Source organism: Alcaligenes sp. Lyrl_28 (genome assembly GCF_051948705.1).
GTDB classification, from domain to species: domain Bacteria; phylum Pseudomonadota; class Gammaproteobacteria; order Burkholderiales; family Burkholderiaceae_B; genus Alcaligenes; species Alcaligenes ammonioxydans.
In genome coordinates this window covers 584,734-601,554 of the sequence record NZ_JAYJLG010000001.1, presented here as the reverse complement: position 1 = coordinate 601,554, position 16,821 = coordinate 584,734, and the positions used below count along the sequence as shown (strand labels likewise).

Below are 16,821 nucleotides of genomic sequence, written 5' to 3'. Positions count from 1 at the left end.
CAATGTACTCTGATTTCGAGGCTGTGGCCGACTCGTTTTCGATTCTTGTCATCGGTTCCGAGCAGCGGGGCGTTCCTTACCCCCCTGATGACAAGTTATTGAATTACCGAGATTAATGGGACTTGTCCAAAGGCTATCCCCGTGCTTGCCCACTGAAAATGTGGATAAGTGGACAAGTGGTTCAGGCGGACACTGGGGTATGCTAGTTTCTTCAGGCCTAGCCTACGGGAGACGCAGTATGTTGGGAGGAACCTTATTGGCCTTGCGCGACCATGCACGAGTCCGTGCCATTGGAGCAGTCATTGCTCGATATGGGATTGGCGATGTGATGCATCGGCTGGGCTTATCGGAGCTGTTGCCCGGCAGCAAAACCCCGATGGCGACGGAGATGCCTGAACGTTCGGCACCGGAGCGCCTGCGACGTGCGTTGGAGGAACTGGGGCCTACCTTTATCAAGCTCGGTCAGATATTGGCCACGCGCAATGATTTGTTGCCGCTGGAATGGACCCAGGAGCTGGAAAAGCTACAAGGTCATGCCGCGCCCGTGCCTTGGGAAACCATGAAACCCGAGCTGGAACGGGCCTTGGGGCAAACCGTGGAGCAGGCCTTTGCGAGTTTTGACAGGCAGGTGCTGGCTTCGGCGTCCATGGCGCAGGTGTATCGCGCCTGCCTACGTGATGGTGCACAGGTCGTGGTGAAGGTACAGCGCCCCGGTCTGGAGCCCTTGATCCAAGCCGACCTGCGTTTGTTGAAACAGATTGCCCGCCTGGTCCAGCAGCAGGGCTTGCTGCCCGAGTATCGTCCTTACGATATTGTGCGAGCCTTGGCGGAGGCGATTGCCGATGAACTGGACTTTACGCGCGAAGCTGCCAATACCGTGGCGGTGCGCGAGAACATGCAGCCCTTCCAAGACATTGTGGTTCCGCGTGTCTATATGGAGTGGACCAGCGCGACCGTCATGGTGCAGGAGTTTGTGCCAGGGGTCTCGCCTATTCAAGAGGCACAGTTGCAGGCCATTGAGGCGGATCGTCCTTTGTTGGCCCGCCGTGGTGCGCTGGCTTTTCTGCATATGGTCCTGGAGGATGGGCTGTTTCATGCCGACCCACACCCCGGCAATATGATGGCTTTGCCGGGCAATAAGGTCGCCTTTATTGACTTTGGCCTGGTGGGTCATTTAACAGAGCGTCGTCGTCAACAACTGCTGATCTTGCTGCGTGCCATTGTGGATGGGCAGGCAGAGGGAGTGGCCACCACCTTGCTGGATTGGTCGGGAGCAGAAGATTTTGATTGGAGTCGGCTGGAAGAGAGTGCTCAGCGTTATGTAGCCCGACAAAGTAAAGGGCTTCTGTCCATCTCGGTTGCTTTGCTGGATTTCATGGCTCTGGCGCGTGAAAACCATTTGATTTTGCCGCCGGACCTGGCCTTGCTGTTCAAGGCTTTTATTACCGCCGATGGCGTACTGAAACGCCTGGACCCTCAATTTGATGTGGTCGAAGTCGCGCAACCGGTCATCTCGGCCTTGATGCGCAAACAGTACTCGCCTGGCCGGGTGTATGCGGACTTGCAACGCAGCCTGCTGGAGTCTCGTCAATTGGCTATGGACGCCCCCCAGTTGCTGCGCCTGCTGATGCATCGGGTTCGGCAAGGAAAAATTTCAGCGCGCATTCAAGTTGAGGGGATGCCCCGTCTGGCTGCTTCACTGGAAAAGGCGGCAACGCGTTTGGCAATCGCCATAGTAACGGCTGCTTTTGTCTTGATTTTGGGGCCGGTGCTGGTGACGCGCGGCCCCGCCTGGCTGGGGCTGACGATTTTCAGTTGGGCAGGCCTGCTGGCCGCCTTGCTGGGTCTGGTTCTGGTTTTATGGGGGTTTTGGCGGCGGCGTTAAACAACACCGACGCCGATTTCAGGTCTTTTGTGCATAGAGTGCTCAAGCGGCTAGTCACCGCCCAGTTTAAAAGACGGCCAGTAAAAATGCGGCTCAGCCCAAACAGTCCCCGCATTATCCCCAGGTTTATTCACAGTTTCTGGGGATAAGTCGAGCTTACATAAAGTCATCCATGCCGCCCCCTGTGGGGGCCAGACCAGTCAGCCAATACACACCCGCGGCGATCAGTGCGGCGATGATCAGAGCGAGCAAACGGGTTTTCCAGGTGTCGGTACTGGCAGGCAGTGGGGCTTGAGCCGGAACAGGCATAGTGCCTTTGACCATGACACTGGTTAATTTCTGACCACGCAGCACGCGATACAGGAAAATGGCCAGGACATGCAAGCCAATGATGGCGAGCATGACGCCTTCGTTGGCTTTGTGCAGGCCTGTCAGTGTCTTGGACCAGTCGCTGCTCAGATAAGCCAGCGGGCCGGCGGTGAAGATGTCGTCATTGGCAAACAATCCAGAAACCGCCTGGAAACCAAAGACGATCAGCATGATCCAGACAGACCAGGCGCCGACAGGATTGTGGCCCGGATAGAGGTTTGGTTTGTCACGCAGGTAGCGCAGGCTGCGGGACGGATTGGGCAGGAAGTGGCTGAAGCGGGAGTAGTAACCGCCGACCAGGCCCCAGATCAGGCGAAAGGCCAACAGCCCCAGCGCCAGCAGACCAAAGCGTACATGCCAGTCCATCCACAGACCGCCAGCCTTGATGGTCACAAAGCAGCCCACAATGCTGATTACCAACAGCCAGTGGAACAGACGGGTGGGTAAGTCCCAGATAAGTAAAGGGCGAGTCGAGGAAGCGTGCATAGGGAAAATCCGCAGAGACAGAGACACCTGATTATAGTCAGTGTTGCTCTGAAATCTGCGTGACCCCGCCGCCTGCTTTAGGGTTTGGGCTGACGACGTTTGCGCAAGCTGATTTTGCGACCGTCGTAGCGATACTCGTCGATGACGCCGGGAGTATCTTGATTGGGGGTTTCCATGATCAAGGTGCGACCATGATTGCGAACCCGTATTTGCGCACTGCAGGAACCAAAGGCAGGCGAGACGTTGTAGCCCTTGGGTGAGACGGTTACCCAGTGGTAGTTGATGGAGCAGCCCCCCAGGCCCTTGTCGACTGAGATCAGCGCGGTTTGCTCGTTTGGCTGTCGGAACGCGTAGGGGATATTGATCAGGCCTTTGAGTTCAGGGGCGATGATCTGAGCGTCCAGTTGCAACTGGGCCTCATAAATATAGTCGCTTTGACTGACATGCAATGTTCCGTAGGGGCTGTCCAGGCTCAATTGCGAAGGCGGTTGCGGCCAGGTCTGGCTTGCCGCGCTATGGACGACAAACGGTTGCAGGGCTAAGGTCAGCCCAATCACAACATGGCGAATAAAGACCGTAGAGGCGGGCATGATCGATCACGGTTGAGGATGATCCGGGCTAGGCGAGCAACACAAAGCGCCATAGATCATCTGTATTTGTAAGTTTCATAACATTTTATGTATTTACATGCTGCGTAGAATACCGGATCGCAGAACTTTTCGCTATAAGGATAGGCACATAAGGTCAGTCTTGCCTTGTGATCTCCTGGGTAAACAGGCTCGATTAGTCCTGAAAAGCATCGAGTCAAAGACATAAAGAAACAGGCTGAATTGGGCTATGATTGATAAGTTACCCTGTATGGGGTTCAGCCGCATTTCTTCGTTGCAGCAGAGACTTATTATGCAATCCATCCCGGATGCCGCACTGGTATCAGAATCGGGCTCCACGCTTGCCGCCCCGCAGGCCAAACCCGGCGATTTATTGGACTATGTCAGTTCCAGCCGTTTGCCAACACCTTGGGCTGTTTTTCAGATTCATGTGTTTGTTGAGCGTAGTAACCAAAAAGAACATGTCTTGTTAACTCTGGGCGATGTAGCCGATGGCGAACCCGTCCTGGCCCGTGTCCACTCCGAATGCCTGACGGGCGATGCCTTGTTCAGCTTGCGCTGTGATTGCGGGCCGCAGTTGCAGTTGGCTTTGGAACGGATTGCCACTGCAGGCCGTGGCGCCTTGATGTATCTGCGCCAGGAAGGGCGCGGTATTGGGCTGGTTAACAAGATTCGAGCCTATAACCTGCAGGATCAGGGGGCGGATACGGTCGAGGCCAATGAAAAACTGGGCTTTCCGGCCGATATGCGTCGCTACGATATTTGCAAGGATATGCTGTCCCATGTGGGCATCCAGAAACTACGTTTGATGACCAATAATCCCCGCAAGGTGAAAACCCTGCAGGAAATCGGGATTGATGTGGTCGAGCGTGTGCCACATCAAATTGAAGGCAATCCCTTTAATGCCAGTTATCTGAACACCAAGCGCTTGCGCCTGGGCCACTGGCTGGAAACGGACGAGTAGCGCAGTGCCAGTCTGGGCGCTGGCGCTTTGGCTTCAGCCTGGACGTTCTCGCTTGGAAAAAGGGCCCTTCACAGGCCCTTTTTTGTGGGCGTCAGCCTACGATGACCTGGGTGGTGCGCCGGAGACGTATCAATAGGCTGGACGCTAGAGACACAAAGCAGGACTGTGACAAAAGGCCAGACGCTATAAAAACAAAGCCAGACGGGACTGGGGTCGCCGTCTGGCAATGGGTCGGGTTAGCCTGAACTTTGGGGGGTGAAACAAGCCCCCGTTTCCGGTCGATGCCCTGTGGCGGTCCTATTGGCTTGGACCGCGTTTGTTTTTAAGCCGTACTCTTTTCCAGCAAGGCGCTGACACTGGCTTTGGCGTTTTCTATAATCTGCTCTCGCAGCTCCGGAGCCTTGCCCAGACCTTCTGCGTACACGATGCGCAGATCTGTCACACCCATGAAGCCAAACATCACACGCAGGTAGCTTTCCTGGTGTTCCATGGCCTGGCCCTGCTCCGACTCGGAGTAGATGCCGCCACGGCTCAAGACCAGATAAACCGTTTTGTTACCCGCCAGACCTTCTGGGCCATTGCTGGTGTAGCGGAAGGTGCGACCTGCCTGGGCCAGGCGATCCATCCAGGCTTTGAGCTGGCTGGGAATGGTGAAGTTGTAGAAGGGGGCGCCAATCACAACCACATCCGAGGCCAGGAACTGGCTCAGGTATTGTTCGGTGATCGCGTTCTCGGCGCGCTGACGTTCGGTCAGGGTGGCAGGGTCCAGGCCCAGGCGCATTCCCAGTGAATCAGCCGAGAAGTGAGGAGGAGGGTTCAGGGCCAGATCCACATGCTCCACTTCTACCTGCTCATTTTGCTGGCGCAACTGATCCACCACAAATTGGGAAAGTTCGCGGGAAACGGAGTGGGCGCCGGTGATGCTGGAGTCTACGTGTAGCAGTTTCATAATGTTGGAATCCAAAGCGATGAAGGAATGCTTGTCATTATGTTGGATGACCCTGCCTTTGATAAGCCGGCTTTTCTGAGAAAGATTATTCTACTTTTGTCTGTAATCCTGGAAAACTATCCTGTATGTATGACTTAAATGACATGGTGCTGTTCACCGAAGTGGTGCAACGGGGCGGCTTTAGCGCGGCTGCCCGGCACCTGGGCATGCCCCCGTCGCGTGTATCGCGGCGCTTGAGCCGTCTGGAGGCCGAGGTGGGCGTGCGCTTGTTGCAACGCACGACTCGTAGCCTGTCGCTGACCCCGGCCGGCGAGGTGTTCTTGCGCCATTGTCAGGCCATGCGAGATGAGGCCGAAGCCGCCTATGCGGCCGTCGCGCAGGTGCAGCAGGAGCCACGCGGGCTCTTGCGGATCAGTTGCCCGGTTACCCTGGCACATACGGTGCTGTCGACGGTGTTTGCGCAGTTTCTGGTTCGCTACCCCCAGGTCGAGCTGGAGGTGGAGGTCAGCAATCGCGTGGTGGACCCGGTAGCCGATGGTATCGATGTGGCTTTGCGGGTGCGCAGCACCTTGAGCGACAGCGCCAGCTATATCGTCAAACGTCTGGGGGAGACCGGCTCCATTCTGGTTGCTCAGCCTGCGTTGCTGGCGCTTTTTGAGCCGGTGCGTGGGCCGACAGATCTACTCAAGTTGCCCACAGTCGCGATGTCGGCCCGGCAAGGTCAGAATGAATGGGAGCTGTATGGTCCTGATGGCGCCAGTCTGACGATAACGCATCGGCCCCGTTACATGGCTTCCGATTTGCTCACCTTGCGCGAGGGGGTGGAGCAGGGAATAGGCGTGGGCATTTTGCCCGACTATATGTGTTGCGAGGCCTTGCAGGCCGGGCGTTTGGTGCAGGTTCTGCCCCAGTGGGCGCCATTGCCGGGCATTATTCATGCCGTATTTGCCTCCCGCCGGGGCATGGCCCCGGCGGTACGGCATTTCCTGGATTACCTGGGTGAGCAACTGCCGGTGCATCATCCCCAGATTTGACAGACTTACCGCTTGGGGGTGCTCAAGTGGCAGCTGGGTTGGGCAGGCACAATGGCCCAGTTCAGGTCGATCATGGGACTGCGCTCGGACGACCAACGCTGTTGCGCCAGCCCTTTGATGGGGGCCTGCTCGTATAGCTTGAGCAAGGCTGCCGGTGGCTGTCCGCGGGTTTGCAGGCTGTACACGACGAGGGCCCCACACACCATGTCCCGAGGCAGGGTCAGCCAGGGCGAGGCGGCGGGATCGGCATCAATGAAGACCATTACGTCCTGTCCGGCATGGACCGCAATATTTCCGCCCAGCCACGTGTCGGCAACCACGACTTTCAGAGGGATGCCGGGCATATGTTCGTTCCAGATGGCCTGCATTTGGGCAGATATTTCAGGACCCGGAAAGGTAGAGCGTGAATCCCGGCCTTTGTACCAGGCCAGCGGGCCTCGTGCCAGCGCGTAGCCGGATGCCAGCAAAATCTGCAGCACGATCACAATAATGGCGACCCGCCGCAATTGGACCTTGTCCTTGCCGCGCATGAACCACAAGGCGAAAAAACCGTACAAGACAAAAAAGGTCGTGGCCCAGGAGGCGACCAGACGTGTCCCCAGGACGGCCGAAACCAGAACCGTGCTGACAAACGGTGTCAGACCTACCCACAGCAAAAACTGTTTATCGCGCTGGGAAATATCGACAGCGTAAGACGGCGTGCCTGGCAGGCCAGGATCAGACGAGCTCCGCTGTTTTTGATCACGGCGATTCCAGATGCCCAGGGCAATCATGGCGACCAGCATGGGGCTGAGCCGACCGAGCTGATCCAGGCAGAAGGAGAGTAATTCCTTGTAGGCTTCCCAGCGGGTGTGGGTCTCCAAGGAGCCGTCCATATAGCGAAACGGCGCGAAGTCATTCTTGAATAACCAGTACAAATGGGGGGAGAGCACCACCACATAGGCGAGCAGAGCCAGACCCAGTCCTGCCCAGGTCTGCCGCTGTCGCCACATACCGCTGCGCAAAAAATACAGGAAAAATGCCGTGAACAAAATAACGGCACTGTACTTGGTGACCGTAGACAGGGCCGCGACGGCACCTAGCCATAACCAGTCAGCCGGTCTCTGGTCTCGCCCCGCCCGATAGAAAAACCAGGTGGCTGCGGTGACGGACCATAGTTGAGCGGTGTTGTGATTGAAAATGGTTCCGCGCAAAGAAAAGTAGATGCTGACCGAGCTGATGAGCAGCACCATAAAAGCGCGCTCGGGGTTCAGAAACTCGCAGGCCAGTTTCCAGATGAACCACAGACCCAGAACAGAAGCGCTCATGCCGGCGGCGAAGCTCAGCCAGGCAGGGCGCCCGACCACACTGGTCAAGGCTGCCATCACCCAGGAGGGTAAGGGGGGGTGTTTCAGGTAGCCCAGCTCGAAGCTGGCCGACCAGACCAGCTCTTCCATGCCGTCCAGGTCTGGTGCTTTGTGGCTGATGGCCATCAAAATGGTCCACAGCAACACCATAAACAACAAATACAGCAATACGGAGCGCTGATAGGCGTCGGATCGGGCAGATGCTGGGGTTTGGACAGTCATGCTTGGAGTGCGTAGGTGTAAATCAGCAAGTGTACTGTGTCTACGTTGAAACGCTTCAATTGGACAGGGACGATAATCTGGGCTACGATGCGCTTCGTCATTAGGGAGTAGCCGCTTCGACTTATCGAAGATCAGCGTCAACATACTTGACCTACACAAGGTCATGGCGCTGGTAGCAACTTAGCCTGGCAAGACTTTTGACCATAGACCTTCGCGTTTGGCCGGGGGGGTTTGTGGTCATCTGTCTCTTATCCGGCCAGGAGTTGTTATGGAAGCGTTGTTTATCTCCACGGGTGTGGTTGCCTTGGCAGAAATTGGGGACAAAACCCAGTTACTTGCCTTTATTCTTGCGGCCCGCTACAAACGCCCTTGGCCCATCATTCTCGCCATTTTCATCGCAACCCTTGTCAATCACGGTTTGGCAGGTGCCATTGGAACCTGGGTTCCTGCGCTGTTGGACCCGAACGTATTGCGCTGGGTGCTGGGCATTTCCTTTCTTGCCATGGCCATCTGGATTCTGATTCCCGACAAGATCGATGACGCTGAAGCGACACGGACACGGTTTGGCGTGTTTGGAACGACCTTGATTACTTTTTTTCTGGCCGAGATGGGCGATAAAACCCAGATCGCTACGGTTGCCTTGGCGGCTCAATATCAGCAGTTCTGGTGGGTTGTGCTCGGGACGACCTTGGGCATGATGCTGGCCAATGCGCCTGCTGTTCTGTTTGGCGAGCGCATCGCCCGCCGTTTGCCCACCCAACTGGTGCACCGGATTGCCGCCTGTATCTTTGCTGTGTTGGGCCTGGTAGCCTTGCTGGGCGGAGTAGAAAGCCTGGGTTTCCAGGCCAGCTAGGCCCCTGATGCCCGCTGTCGTGGCCGGCCTGGGGGAACGGGCTGGCGACGAGCGCTTTCCAAGGTGACAACGGGTGCCAGAGCACGGGAATGGGCGGGAACAGGGGCATGGTGAGCCTTTTCCTTGTCACCATGATTCAGAACGCTGATGGCTTCCTGCAGCTCGGCGCCGTTCAGGTTTAATTCCCGGGCGGTTTCACTCAGATCCTGGACCAGCACGGCATTATCGCTGGTAATTTGGTCCACCTGCCGCAAGGCCTGAGTCAGTTGGCCCAGACCGATACTTTGCTCGCCGGTGGCGGCTGAAATCTCGCCCATTAAATGTGCGACCTCGGACACAGAGGTCAGAATTTCCTGCATGGTCTGGCCCGCATGGGCGGCATGGTCTGCACCTTCAGCACTCAAAGCCTGGGTTTGCGTCACCAGTTGCTTGATCTCATCAGCCGCTTGTGCCGCTTGCTGGGCCAGCGAGCGCACTGCTGAGGCAACCACCGCAAAGCCTTTGCCGGCCTCGCCAGCTCGGGCCGATTCAATAGAGGCATTGATCGACAGGATGTTGGTTTGAAAGGCGATGTTGTTGATCATCGCCACGATCGTGCCAATATGTTGCGAGCTCTCCAGGATCTGCTGCATGGACACGGTCACCTTCTGTACCGCCTCGTTGCCGCGACTGGCAATATCAGCGCTGCGGCTGGCCAGCTCATGGCTGGCTTTAGCGTTTTCCGCTGTCTGCAAAACAGTTTGACCAAAGGAGCTCATGCTGGCCGTGGTCTCTTGTATGGACGCGGCCTGCTCGTGCGTGCGGGCCTCCAGCAAGGTGCTGTTGTCGGACAGTTGCCGGGCCACTTGTTGATTGTTTGCACAACTGTTGTCGACATCCGTGCTGATGCTCATCAGGCTTTTGCGCATCAAATCCAGGTTTTGCCCCAGTGTTTCGAGCTTGCTGACCTCGGGCCCACGCGTATTGACGGTCAGGTTGCCTGCGGCAATCTGTTGGGCAATGTGGGTGGCGGTTCTGAATGAGCCCAGAACGCGCCGCATCAAAAGCGCCTGGTAGCCCAGGATCACCAAGGTTCCTGCACCTAGTGCACCGGCCAACAGAAACATGCTGCGCTCAGGCATCTCCGTATTCAGGATCATGGCGATGATGGTGCCGGTAATGCCCAGATTCAACAGGCCTTTACGTAAGAACGCTGCCAGCAGACTGGGGCCACCCAGGAAACGAAGGGCGGCAAAAGGGCGCCGCCAACTGCGGGCGACGATCTGGCCAGCACGCAAGGCTCGCGAACCGAGGCGACCTTGACGCAACTCCTGGTAAAACTGCTCAGCCGTTTGAATATCCTGAGATTTGGCTCGCACGCGCACTGAAGCAAAGCCGGTCAATTCACCTTGTTCAATAATCGGACTGGCATGGGCCATGACCCAGTAAAAACCACCATCTTTACGGCGATTCTTGACGATCCCCACCCACGAGCGCCGTTGCTTGAGCGTATGCCATAAGTCGGCAAAGACTTCGGCAGGCATGTCAGGATGGCGCACGATGTTGTGCGGAGCACCGATGAGTTCTTGCCGACTGAAACCGCTGACTTCCACAAATGCCGGGTTTGCATACACAATGCGTCCCGCCAGATCGGTCTTGGAAATCAGGTACTGTTCGTCCAGCAACTTGGTCTCGATGCCGGTAACGGGCAGATTCTTGCGCATGGCCTTCCCCCTTGCACTTTTGGATCAGAAACAGACTCCAGATGGAACTGATCAATTTCTTGTTGCGTTTTTTCGTGAATAGTATCATTTGAATCATTTTCTATGTCAAAAAATAAAAAAATGATAATTAAATGAGGTTTTTCACCATAAAACGATATAAATTGAAATAAATGATCCGTGTGGGTGCCGGGAAGGGCGTGCGGTCAGGATGGCAGATACTGGGCGTGGAAGGCTTCGCTGAGCAGCTGCAGCAGCAAGGCAATAGGGATGGGCTTGGACAAAGCGGTCGCGTTGCTGGGCAGACCCCCGCGGGCATGGATGTCAGCCGCACTCAAAGCGGAAATGACATAGATCTGGGTGTGTTCGGTTTCACGAGCGTCTGCCAGGGCTTTGAGCATGGCAAACCCATCGAGCTTGGGCAGATTCAAATCCACAATCAGAACATCGGGATGAAAGTTGCCGGCGGCGATCAGACCCTTTAGTCCGTCTTGCTCACAACGTAGTTCGATCGGAAAGGGCAGATGCTCCATAGCCATACGGTAAATCGCCAGCAAATCCGGGTCGTCTTCAACGACCAGCACACGCAAGCACGGCTCACCGCTGCAAGCGGGTGCATCGGGGGAGAGTGGGGGTTCGGCGGCTTGCACCCCGGTGTGCCCCTGTCGCTCTTGCAAGACGGCTTGTACGGACGCACGGTCAATGCGTCGGTGCCCGCCTTGGGTTTTCCAGGCCTTCAGGGTCCCGGCTTCTACCCAAAGTTGTACGGTGCGTACAGACACACCCAGTAAATCAGCAGCCTGCCGAGTGGAGTAAACGGCGTCGTTCATGGAGTCAAATAATTGAAAGCAGGCCAGACCGGGGCAGTCCAGTCAATGCGCCCCGATGTAGCAGTGCAGAGTGTAGAGACGATATTAGTAAGTAGAAAAATACTAATAATGGCAATGGTAAGGGGCCTGTTCATGCCAAGTGATAGGCAGAGTATTCGACACACACGCTTCTAATATCTCCGTTTTTCAGATGTTCATGCTTCTTCAGGGAGCCACTTCAATCTGGCGGGTCTGTGAACCTGGACTCGCCTTGCTGATTTTACGCGTAACCCTTGCGCTGTCGTGTTACCGGACGAACCCAGTGTGGGCCGCTGAACACACTTGGAGTGTGACGCAGTGATTGGGTTCCAGCGCGTAGCTGGCCGCAGGAGAGCAGCCCAAGAGGGTGTGAGCACCCTAGCATTTATTTTGGATGCTAACCTTGATTCTAATCAGTGTTTATGAAATAAATAGGGCGATATTTTGTCCAAGACTGCTGTTTTTCTCAAAGAAATTTTATGCGCCTTATGGTACGGCTGTTTACGTTTCTGAGCAGTAGGACGGGTTCGTCTGGTGCCGATCTTTTTAAAAATACAGATACCTTTCCCATCGTCGCGCTTAATTGTCATAAATTAAAGTTATTAGGCGCTTAATCGTTAATTTCACCTTGGCCGACACGAAAGCATCGGCATGTCACTCATCCCATCGAAAAAATGTCTGGCTCCTGGCTTGGACCTGCTTTTTTGCTGCATGGTGATGACAAATGCACTGAGGCAGGCGCAGTGCTTGTTTTGGGACGGAAATAGGGGATTGGATTGTTGCTCACACTATTTGCGAGTTTTTTGATCGGGCAACGCTCGTTTAGCAAAACGGCGGTACCCGTACGGCCCCGGCTTGCTTATACAAGAGTACGCCGCTCTGAACAGATGCTCGATGCCTTGCCCGACGCGGTCATTATGTTTGACTCCTGTGGACATATAGAAGGTAGCAATCGGGCCATGCGCGATTTGCTCGATCAGGCGGATATCAAAAAGGGGGTCTCTGACTTGTTCGATTTTTTTCAGGGACTGGAAAAAAGTTTGCGGGTGGACTTGTCCTATCTGTTGCCCGGCATTAGCCGGGTAATTCAACGGATTCAGAATCCTTTTTTTTATCTTCATCAAGACGGGGAAGGGGAGCAGGTACGGGCCTTGGAGTTTCATGCTTACGCCGCGCCTGCGCCGGATAAGGCTACCTTGCTGATGATTCGCGATGTCAGTGCCAAAGTGCAGCAGGAGCGGGAGCGTGCGGACTGTTTTGCGGTGGCAGCCCATGAAATACGCTCTCCCTTGGCCGCCATTAGCGGCTATATCCAGTTGCTGCAGCTGGAAACTCCGCCCACGGCGCGAACCAACAAAATTTACACACAATTACATGAAAAAGTTCGCGGTGTGGATGTGCTGCTTAATGATCTGGCGCGCCTGAACCGTCTGGAGTATGAGGCAGGCGACGGCAAAGAGTGGCGCGAAGCAGATTTACGGGCCGTGTTGCGTTTGAGTCTGCGTGCTTTTCACGATCAGCGCCACCGCCTGCGTCTGGAGCTGCCTTCGCATGGCTTATGGGCGCGTGTGGATATGGTTCCTTTGCAGGTGGGTTTGCGCAATGCCCTGGAGAACGCGCTTAAGTATTCCGCCCCCGATACGATGGTGACCGTGCGTTTGCAAGTTGGAGAACCCGGATGGGCCTGTATTGAAGTGCTGGACCAGGGGCCGGGCATTGACCCACTCTATAAAGAGAAAGTCTTTGACAAGTTCTTTCGTCTACCCGGTCAGCAGGTGCAAGGCAGTGGGCTCGGCCTGTCTATCTTGCGATCAGTGCTGCGGCATCATGGTGGCCGAGTCTATTTCAAGGAGCGCCCCGGTCCCGGGGCTCATTTGGTCATGGAGTTGGTTCTGCTGCCTTCCGCAGCGTATATACCTTAATCTTCTCTAAAATAGGGTTATTTTCATATATTTAAGTTTGATATAAGGTACAATTTGCGCTCTTTTCGATGAAGCGAGGTGATCGCCATTCCAGGTGCACCTCGCTTTACAGTTTTTACGTTGCGGTCATCTCGTTGGTAGGGAGCGCAAAATCCGTTAAAGGAGCACACGATTATGCAAGGCTTGCACTTGACCGCAGACCTTTACCAATGTGCATGCAGCCCCGAGCTGCTGATCGATGCCCAGAAACTGGCTGATTTTTGCCGCCAGCAAACTGTTGATGCTGGGCTGACGATCGTGGGTGAGGAGTGGCAGGCATTTCCCGAGTTCGAGGGGCAGCCCGGCGGAGTAACCGGCGTCCTGTTGCTGGCCGAGTCTCATTTGGCCATTCATACCTGGCCCGAGCGGGGTGGCGTGACGCTGGACGTTTATGTCTGCAACTTCATGCAGGACAACTCCGGCAAGGCGACCCGTCTAATTAACGGGATTGAACAGGCTTTCAAGCCAGGCCAAGCCCAGCGCAACCGTTTGTGGCGTGGTGAAGCGGATGGCCCGGCTCATGCGGGCGAGCTGCTGACTGAAAACCTGAACAAAGACGCCCTGTATGGCTTTCGCTTTACCGAGCGCCTGCTCGAGCGCCAGACCGCCTTTCAGCGCCTGGAGCTGCTGCGTTCCGAAACCCTGGGTACCACCTTGCGTCTGGATGGCTGCATGATGACGTCCGAGGCCGAGGAATTTTTCTACCATGAGGGCCTGATCCACCCGGCCGCCATGGCACACCCTGAACCCCGTCGCGCCCTGATCGTGGGTGGCGGTGATGGCGGCGCATTGGAAGAGCTGCTGAAATACCCCAGCCTGGAGCATGTCTCTTTGGTGGAGCTGGATGGCGAGGTAATCGAGGTGGCTCGTGAGCACCTGCAGTCCATTCACAAGGGGGCGTTTGACAACCCGCGGGTACGGATTCAGATTGAAGACGGCGCTCAGTTCTTGGCTAATACCCAGGACCGGTTTGATCTGATCTATCTGGATCTGACCGATCCGGAAACACCGGCAGGCCCCTTGTACACAACAGCATTCTTTGAGTCCTGCAAAGGTGCGTTGGCCAGTGGTGGAGCCTTGGTACTGCATCTGGGATCGCCGTTCCATGAAAGCCAGCAGGTCCAAGACCTGAGCCACTCGCTCGCCAGCGTATTTGCTCAGGTTCATGCTTATGGTCTGCATATTCCGCTTTACGGCTCGTACTGGGGGCTGGCGATTGCATCTGACGAACTGAACCCTCGTGCTTTCTCTGCCGAGCAGATCCAGGATCGTCTACAGCAGCGCATGAGCCGCGATAATCAGGATTCGCTGCAGTTTTACAATGCCGATGTGCATGGCGCCTTGTTTGCACTGCCAACGTTCTACCGCCGTCTGGTGCCGGTCAATGAAGTCAAGCTGGAAGAGGTCTGCTAAGACGGTTCTGTACCGTTAGGGTCTGACGACGGGCAAACTCTGCAATGGAAAAAACCCCTGATCGTGTGTCGATCAGGGGATTTTTTTTGTGCCGGCAATACACCTGCGTTGAACCGACCCAAGTCCTTGAACGCTTCGTCACGGGATGGGCACCCCCTGACCGGGCAGGCTGTGCCCGGGTTTTTCTGGGGTGTTTGGCCGGGCTGGCATCCGTGCAAAGCCGTGTATGGGACGCAGACTGTCCTATTCTTTATCGGCGCCACGATAGCGCTGATAGGGCAGTACGTTCCAGGTACGTATGCTGAGCTGCTTGGCAGAGATCACCGCCGGAATATCATCGAGCAGGCTGCGGGCGGAATGCAGCTCCCGCACGACTTCGTGTTTATCCTGGTACATGAATTCGTCCGAGGCTTCCTCCGGCGCCTGCTGCTGTTTTTCTTCCAGGTCGCCGATCAGACGTTCCTGTTGCAGGCGCAGGGCAGCGCGTGCGTCCTCAATCCAGGCGGCCTGCATGCTGCGGTTGTGATCCATGACGGCACTGTATTCGGTGTACACCCCGTTGTAGATATCGGCAGCGTGATGCCGCACATCGTGGTTGGCTATTTCCAGATCGCGCACCGTCAGTTGGGTCGGGTCCAGGGGTTCGCTGCGCTTGGCCCCGCCCAGACGCGTATAGTGCGTGTAGTAGGGAAACATGCTCTGGATCAGCTTGCCCACGGGCTGGATGGCTTCCCCTTGTTCGCATAGCCCTTTGGGTTGAACACCCTGCATGGCGGGCAAGATGGATTCGGGGCGGCAGATCTCTTTGGGCGGCATGATGCCGTGACGCAGCATCTCGCGAATGCCGGTGCCGGAGATGGTCAGTCTGAAGCGCTCGTCATGTGGACAGGTTTCGGAAGTGGCGTGGCAGGCGCAGCGCGTGCAATAGAACACCTCGTGAAACAGACGCACATCAATGCCCATTTCCTGCGGACTGAACTGGTCAAAAATGCTGTGGCTGGCGTACTTGTCGTAGTAGCTGCCAATGCCGGCGTGATCGCGGCCAATCAGCGCATGCGTACACCCATAGTTCTTCATGATCAGGGCATGCAAAATGGTTTCGCGCGGACCGGCAAAAATATAGGTGACGCGCAGCGGCGAGAGGATGGCGCGGTCTTTGGGATAGTAGGTATCCAGCACATTCCGGTAGGCCATCATGCGGAACTCATGGCGCACGTACTCACGCTTGGCCATTTCCACCAATGGCTGCAGGAACAGGCCATCAATCCCTTCCAGCGCATTGCGGTGTATGTATTCATGGCCCCGGTGCAGCGGGTTCGCGCCGGTGATAAAGCCGGCCACGGAATTGAATTTCTTGTCTTCGTAGAACAGGCGCCAGGTGTCTTTGGGTTCGCGCCGCAGCTTCTCGAACGGGCCCCAGTCCACACGCTGCAGCAGGTGCAAGGTGCCACCCAGGGACACGTCGCCCATGCGCCGGTAAATGGAGTCCACGCCGGGATGGTTTCTGTCCGTGGTGCCAAACAGTTGCTGGGCGCGTTGCTCTTTGTCGTAGGAGAAGATGTCCTCTACGCTCAGGATGGCTACCGGCTCGTTGTCGCTATTGGTCAGCGCCACTTCAGAGCCGACCGAAAGTCTTTTAATAATGTCGCGGTTGCGATCGCCAATCGGGGCGAAGCTCAGCGGCACAGGCCACACCACACCATTACTCAAACGACCCTCTTTGAGCACGGAGTTGTAGTCGGCCTCGTTCATGAAGCCTTTGTTGGGGGACAGCACACCCGTGGCGATCATCTCTATGGTGATCACCGCCTCCAGATCCACGCGGATGCTGGGCAGGGAGCGCGCACGTTCAATCTCGTTCTTGACGCGATCTTGCGGGACGACCTGGTTGACCAGCGTTCCACCGTGCGGTTGCTGTGGGTAGCGATCAAAATTCAATGTGGAATGGTTCATATTGCCTCCTTTAAGGTGCCCCGCGGTGACGATGAGAGATAGTTTTTTTGTCGGGGCGTTTTCGTTTGCCAGTGATAGATGAGTTGCAGGCCGCGGGACAGGCCCCTGGATTGCAAATGCTCTATTTCTTCTTGGGATGTCGAACGAAAAATCCTCGTCCGAACAGGTGATGCCGCACTGGTTTGCATGCCGTATGCGCATCGTTGTGTTGCGGTCGTTTGATACGGCAT

13 protein-coding genes and 1 riboswitch are annotated in these 16,821 nt (G+C 56.1%); of the genes, 6 read left to right on the top strand and 7 right to left on the bottom strand.

Annotated elements, in window-relative coordinates; genetic code table 11:
* Positions 1-238 precede the first annotated feature (238 nt).
* Positions 239-1,885, top strand: coding sequence for an ABC1 kinase family protein (locus tag VF694_RS02700; protein WP_131070710.1), 1,647 nt, complete (start codon positions 239-241; stop codon positions 1,883-1,885).
* Between the two features lie 156 nt (positions 1,886-2,041).
* On the opposite strand, the gene VF694_RS02695 is transcribed toward VF694_RS02700, so the two are convergent.
* Positions 2,042-2,740 carry a cytochrome b/b6 domain-containing protein gene (locus VF694_RS02695; RefSeq protein WP_440163659.1) on the bottom strand — a complete coding sequence of 233 codons (699 nt, stop codon included), beginning with the start codon at positions 2,738-2,740 and terminating at the stop codon, positions 2,042-2,044.
* Between the two features lie 77 nt (positions 2,741-2,817).
* Positions 2,818-3,330 carry a hypothetical protein gene (locus VF694_RS02690; RefSeq protein WP_440163658.1) on the bottom strand — a complete coding sequence of 171 codons (513 nt, stop codon included), beginning with the start codon at positions 3,328-3,330 and terminating at the stop codon, positions 2,818-2,820.
* A gap of 310 nt (positions 3,331-3,640) precedes the next feature.
* Between VF694_RS02690 and ribA the strand changes: the two genes are divergently transcribed.
* A complete protein-coding gene (ribA, locus tag VF694_RS02685) occupies positions 3,641-4,312 on the top strand; it encodes a GTP cyclohydrolase II (protein WP_003802920.1) in 672 nt (223 codons plus the stop codon).
* A gap of 322 nt (positions 4,313-4,634) precedes the next feature.
* Here the strand turns inward: ribA and VF694_RS02680 are convergent, their stop codons facing one another.
* A complete protein-coding gene (locus VF694_RS02680; RefSeq protein WP_003802922.1) occupies positions 4,635-5,261 on the bottom strand; it encodes an FMN-dependent NADH-azoreductase in 627 nt (208 codons plus the stop codon).
* Between the two features lie 125 nt (positions 5,262-5,386).
* Between VF694_RS02680 and VF694_RS02675 the strand changes: the two genes are divergently transcribed.
* Positions 5,387-6,295, top strand: coding sequence for a LysR family transcriptional regulator (locus tag VF694_RS02675; protein ID WP_003802924.1), 909 nt, complete (start codon positions 5,387-5,389; stop codon positions 6,293-6,295).
* Positions 6,296-6,300: 5 nt separating this feature from the next.
* Here VF694_RS02675 and VF694_RS02670 read toward each other — a convergent pair whose 3' ends face one another.
* Entirely contained in the window at positions 6,301-7,863 is a 1,563-nt protein-coding gene (locus VF694_RS02670; protein ID WP_240208542.1) for a glycosyltransferase family 39 protein, read from the bottom strand.
* 90 nt (positions 7,864-7,953) lie between these two features.
* A riboswitch (yybP-ykoY riboswitch) is annotated at positions 7,954-8,131 on the top strand.
* Here VF694_RS02670 and VF694_RS02665 point away from each other — a divergent pair.
* Positions 8,132-8,716, top strand: a complete 585-nt coding sequence (locus VF694_RS02665; RefSeq protein ID WP_003802927.1) for a TMEM165/GDT1 family protein — start codon at positions 8,132-8,134, stop codon at positions 8,714-8,716.
* Here VF694_RS02665 and VF694_RS02660 read toward each other — a convergent pair.
* The gene (locus VF694_RS02660) at positions 8,713-10,419 is read right to left on the bottom strand and encodes a methyl-accepting chemotaxis protein (protein ID WP_440163656.1); all 1,707 of its coding nucleotides are present in this window, start codon (positions 10,417-10,419) and stop codon (positions 8,713-8,715) included. The two genes, VF694_RS02665 and VF694_RS02660, sit on opposite strands and share 4 nt — an antisense overlap.
* Positions 10,420-10,622: 203 nt before the next feature.
* A complete protein-coding gene (locus tag VF694_RS02655) occupies positions 10,623-11,246 on the bottom strand; it encodes a helix-turn-helix domain-containing protein (protein WP_240208544.1) in 624 nt (207 codons plus the stop codon).
* Positions 11,247-12,181: 935 nt separating this feature from the next.
* Between VF694_RS02655 and VF694_RS02650 the strand changes: the two genes are divergently transcribed.
* Positions 12,182-13,186 (top strand): sensor histidine kinase, encoded by a 1,005-nt coding sequence (locus tag VF694_RS02650; protein ID WP_440163655.1) that lies wholly within the window; start codon positions 12,182-12,184, stop codon positions 13,184-13,186.
* 174 nt (positions 13,187-13,360) lie between these two features.
* A complete protein-coding gene (speE, locus tag VF694_RS02645) occupies positions 13,361-14,638 on the top strand; it encodes a polyamine aminopropyltransferase (protein WP_003802934.1) in 1,278 nt (425 codons plus the stop codon).
* 243 nt (positions 14,639-14,881) lie between these two features.
* Here speE and VF694_RS02640 read toward each other — a convergent pair whose 3' ends face one another.
* On the bottom strand, positions 14,882-16,591 hold the full coding sequence (locus tag VF694_RS02640) for a sulfate adenylyltransferase (protein WP_131070706.1): 1,710 nt from the start codon (positions 16,589-16,591) through the stop codon (positions 14,882-14,884).
* Positions 16,592-16,821 lie beyond the last annotated feature (230 nt).

Bases quoted from the DNA above. Each gene is read 5' to 3' on its own strand.
- VF694_RS02690 (WP_440163658.1), bottom strand. From the start codon at position 3,330: ATGCCCGCCTCTACGGTCTTTATTCGCCATGTTGTGATTGGGCTGACC.
- VF694_RS02665 (WP_003802927.1), top strand. From the start codon at position 8,132: ATGGAAGCGTTGTTTATCTCCACGGGTGTGGTTGCCTTGGCAGAAATT.
- VF694_RS02640 (WP_131070706.1), bottom strand. From the start codon at position 16,591: ATGAACCATTCCACATTGAATTTTGATCGCTACCCACAGCAACCGCAC.
- VF694_RS02670 (WP_240208542.1), bottom strand. From the start codon at position 7,863: ATGACTGTCCAAACCCCAGCATCTGCCCGATCCGACGCCTATCAGCGC.
- VF694_RS02650 (WP_440163655.1), top strand. From the start codon at position 12,182: ATGTTTGACTCCTGTGGACATATAGAAGGTAGCAATCGGGCCATGCGC.
- speE (WP_003802934.1), top strand. From the start codon at position 13,361: ATGCAAGGCTTGCACTTGACCGCAGACCTTTACCAATGTGCATGCAGC.
- VF694_RS02675 (WP_003802924.1), top strand. From the start codon at position 5,387: ATGTATGACTTAAATGACATGGTGCTGTTCACCGAAGTGGTGCAACGG.
- VF694_RS02655 (WP_240208544.1), bottom strand. From the start codon at position 11,246: ATGAACGACGCCGTTTACTCCACTCGGCAGGCTGCTGATTTACTGGGT.
- VF694_RS02660 (WP_440163656.1), bottom strand. From the start codon at position 10,419: ATGCGCAAGAATCTGCCCGTTACCGGCATCGAGACCAAGTTGCTGGAC.
- ribA (WP_003802920.1), top strand. From the start codon at position 3,641: ATGCAATCCATCCCGGATGCCGCACTGGTATCAGAATCGGGCTCCACG.
- VF694_RS02680 (WP_003802922.1), bottom strand. From the start codon at position 5,261: ATGAAACTGCTACACGTAGACTCCAGCATCACCGGCGCCCACTCCGTT.
- VF694_RS02700 (WP_131070710.1), top strand. From the start codon at position 239: ATGTTGGGAGGAACCTTATTGGCCTTGCGCGACCATGCACGAGTCCGT.
- VF694_RS02695 (WP_440163659.1), bottom strand. From the start codon at position 2,740: ATGCACGCTTCCTCGACTCGCCCTTTACTTATCTGGGACTTACCCACC.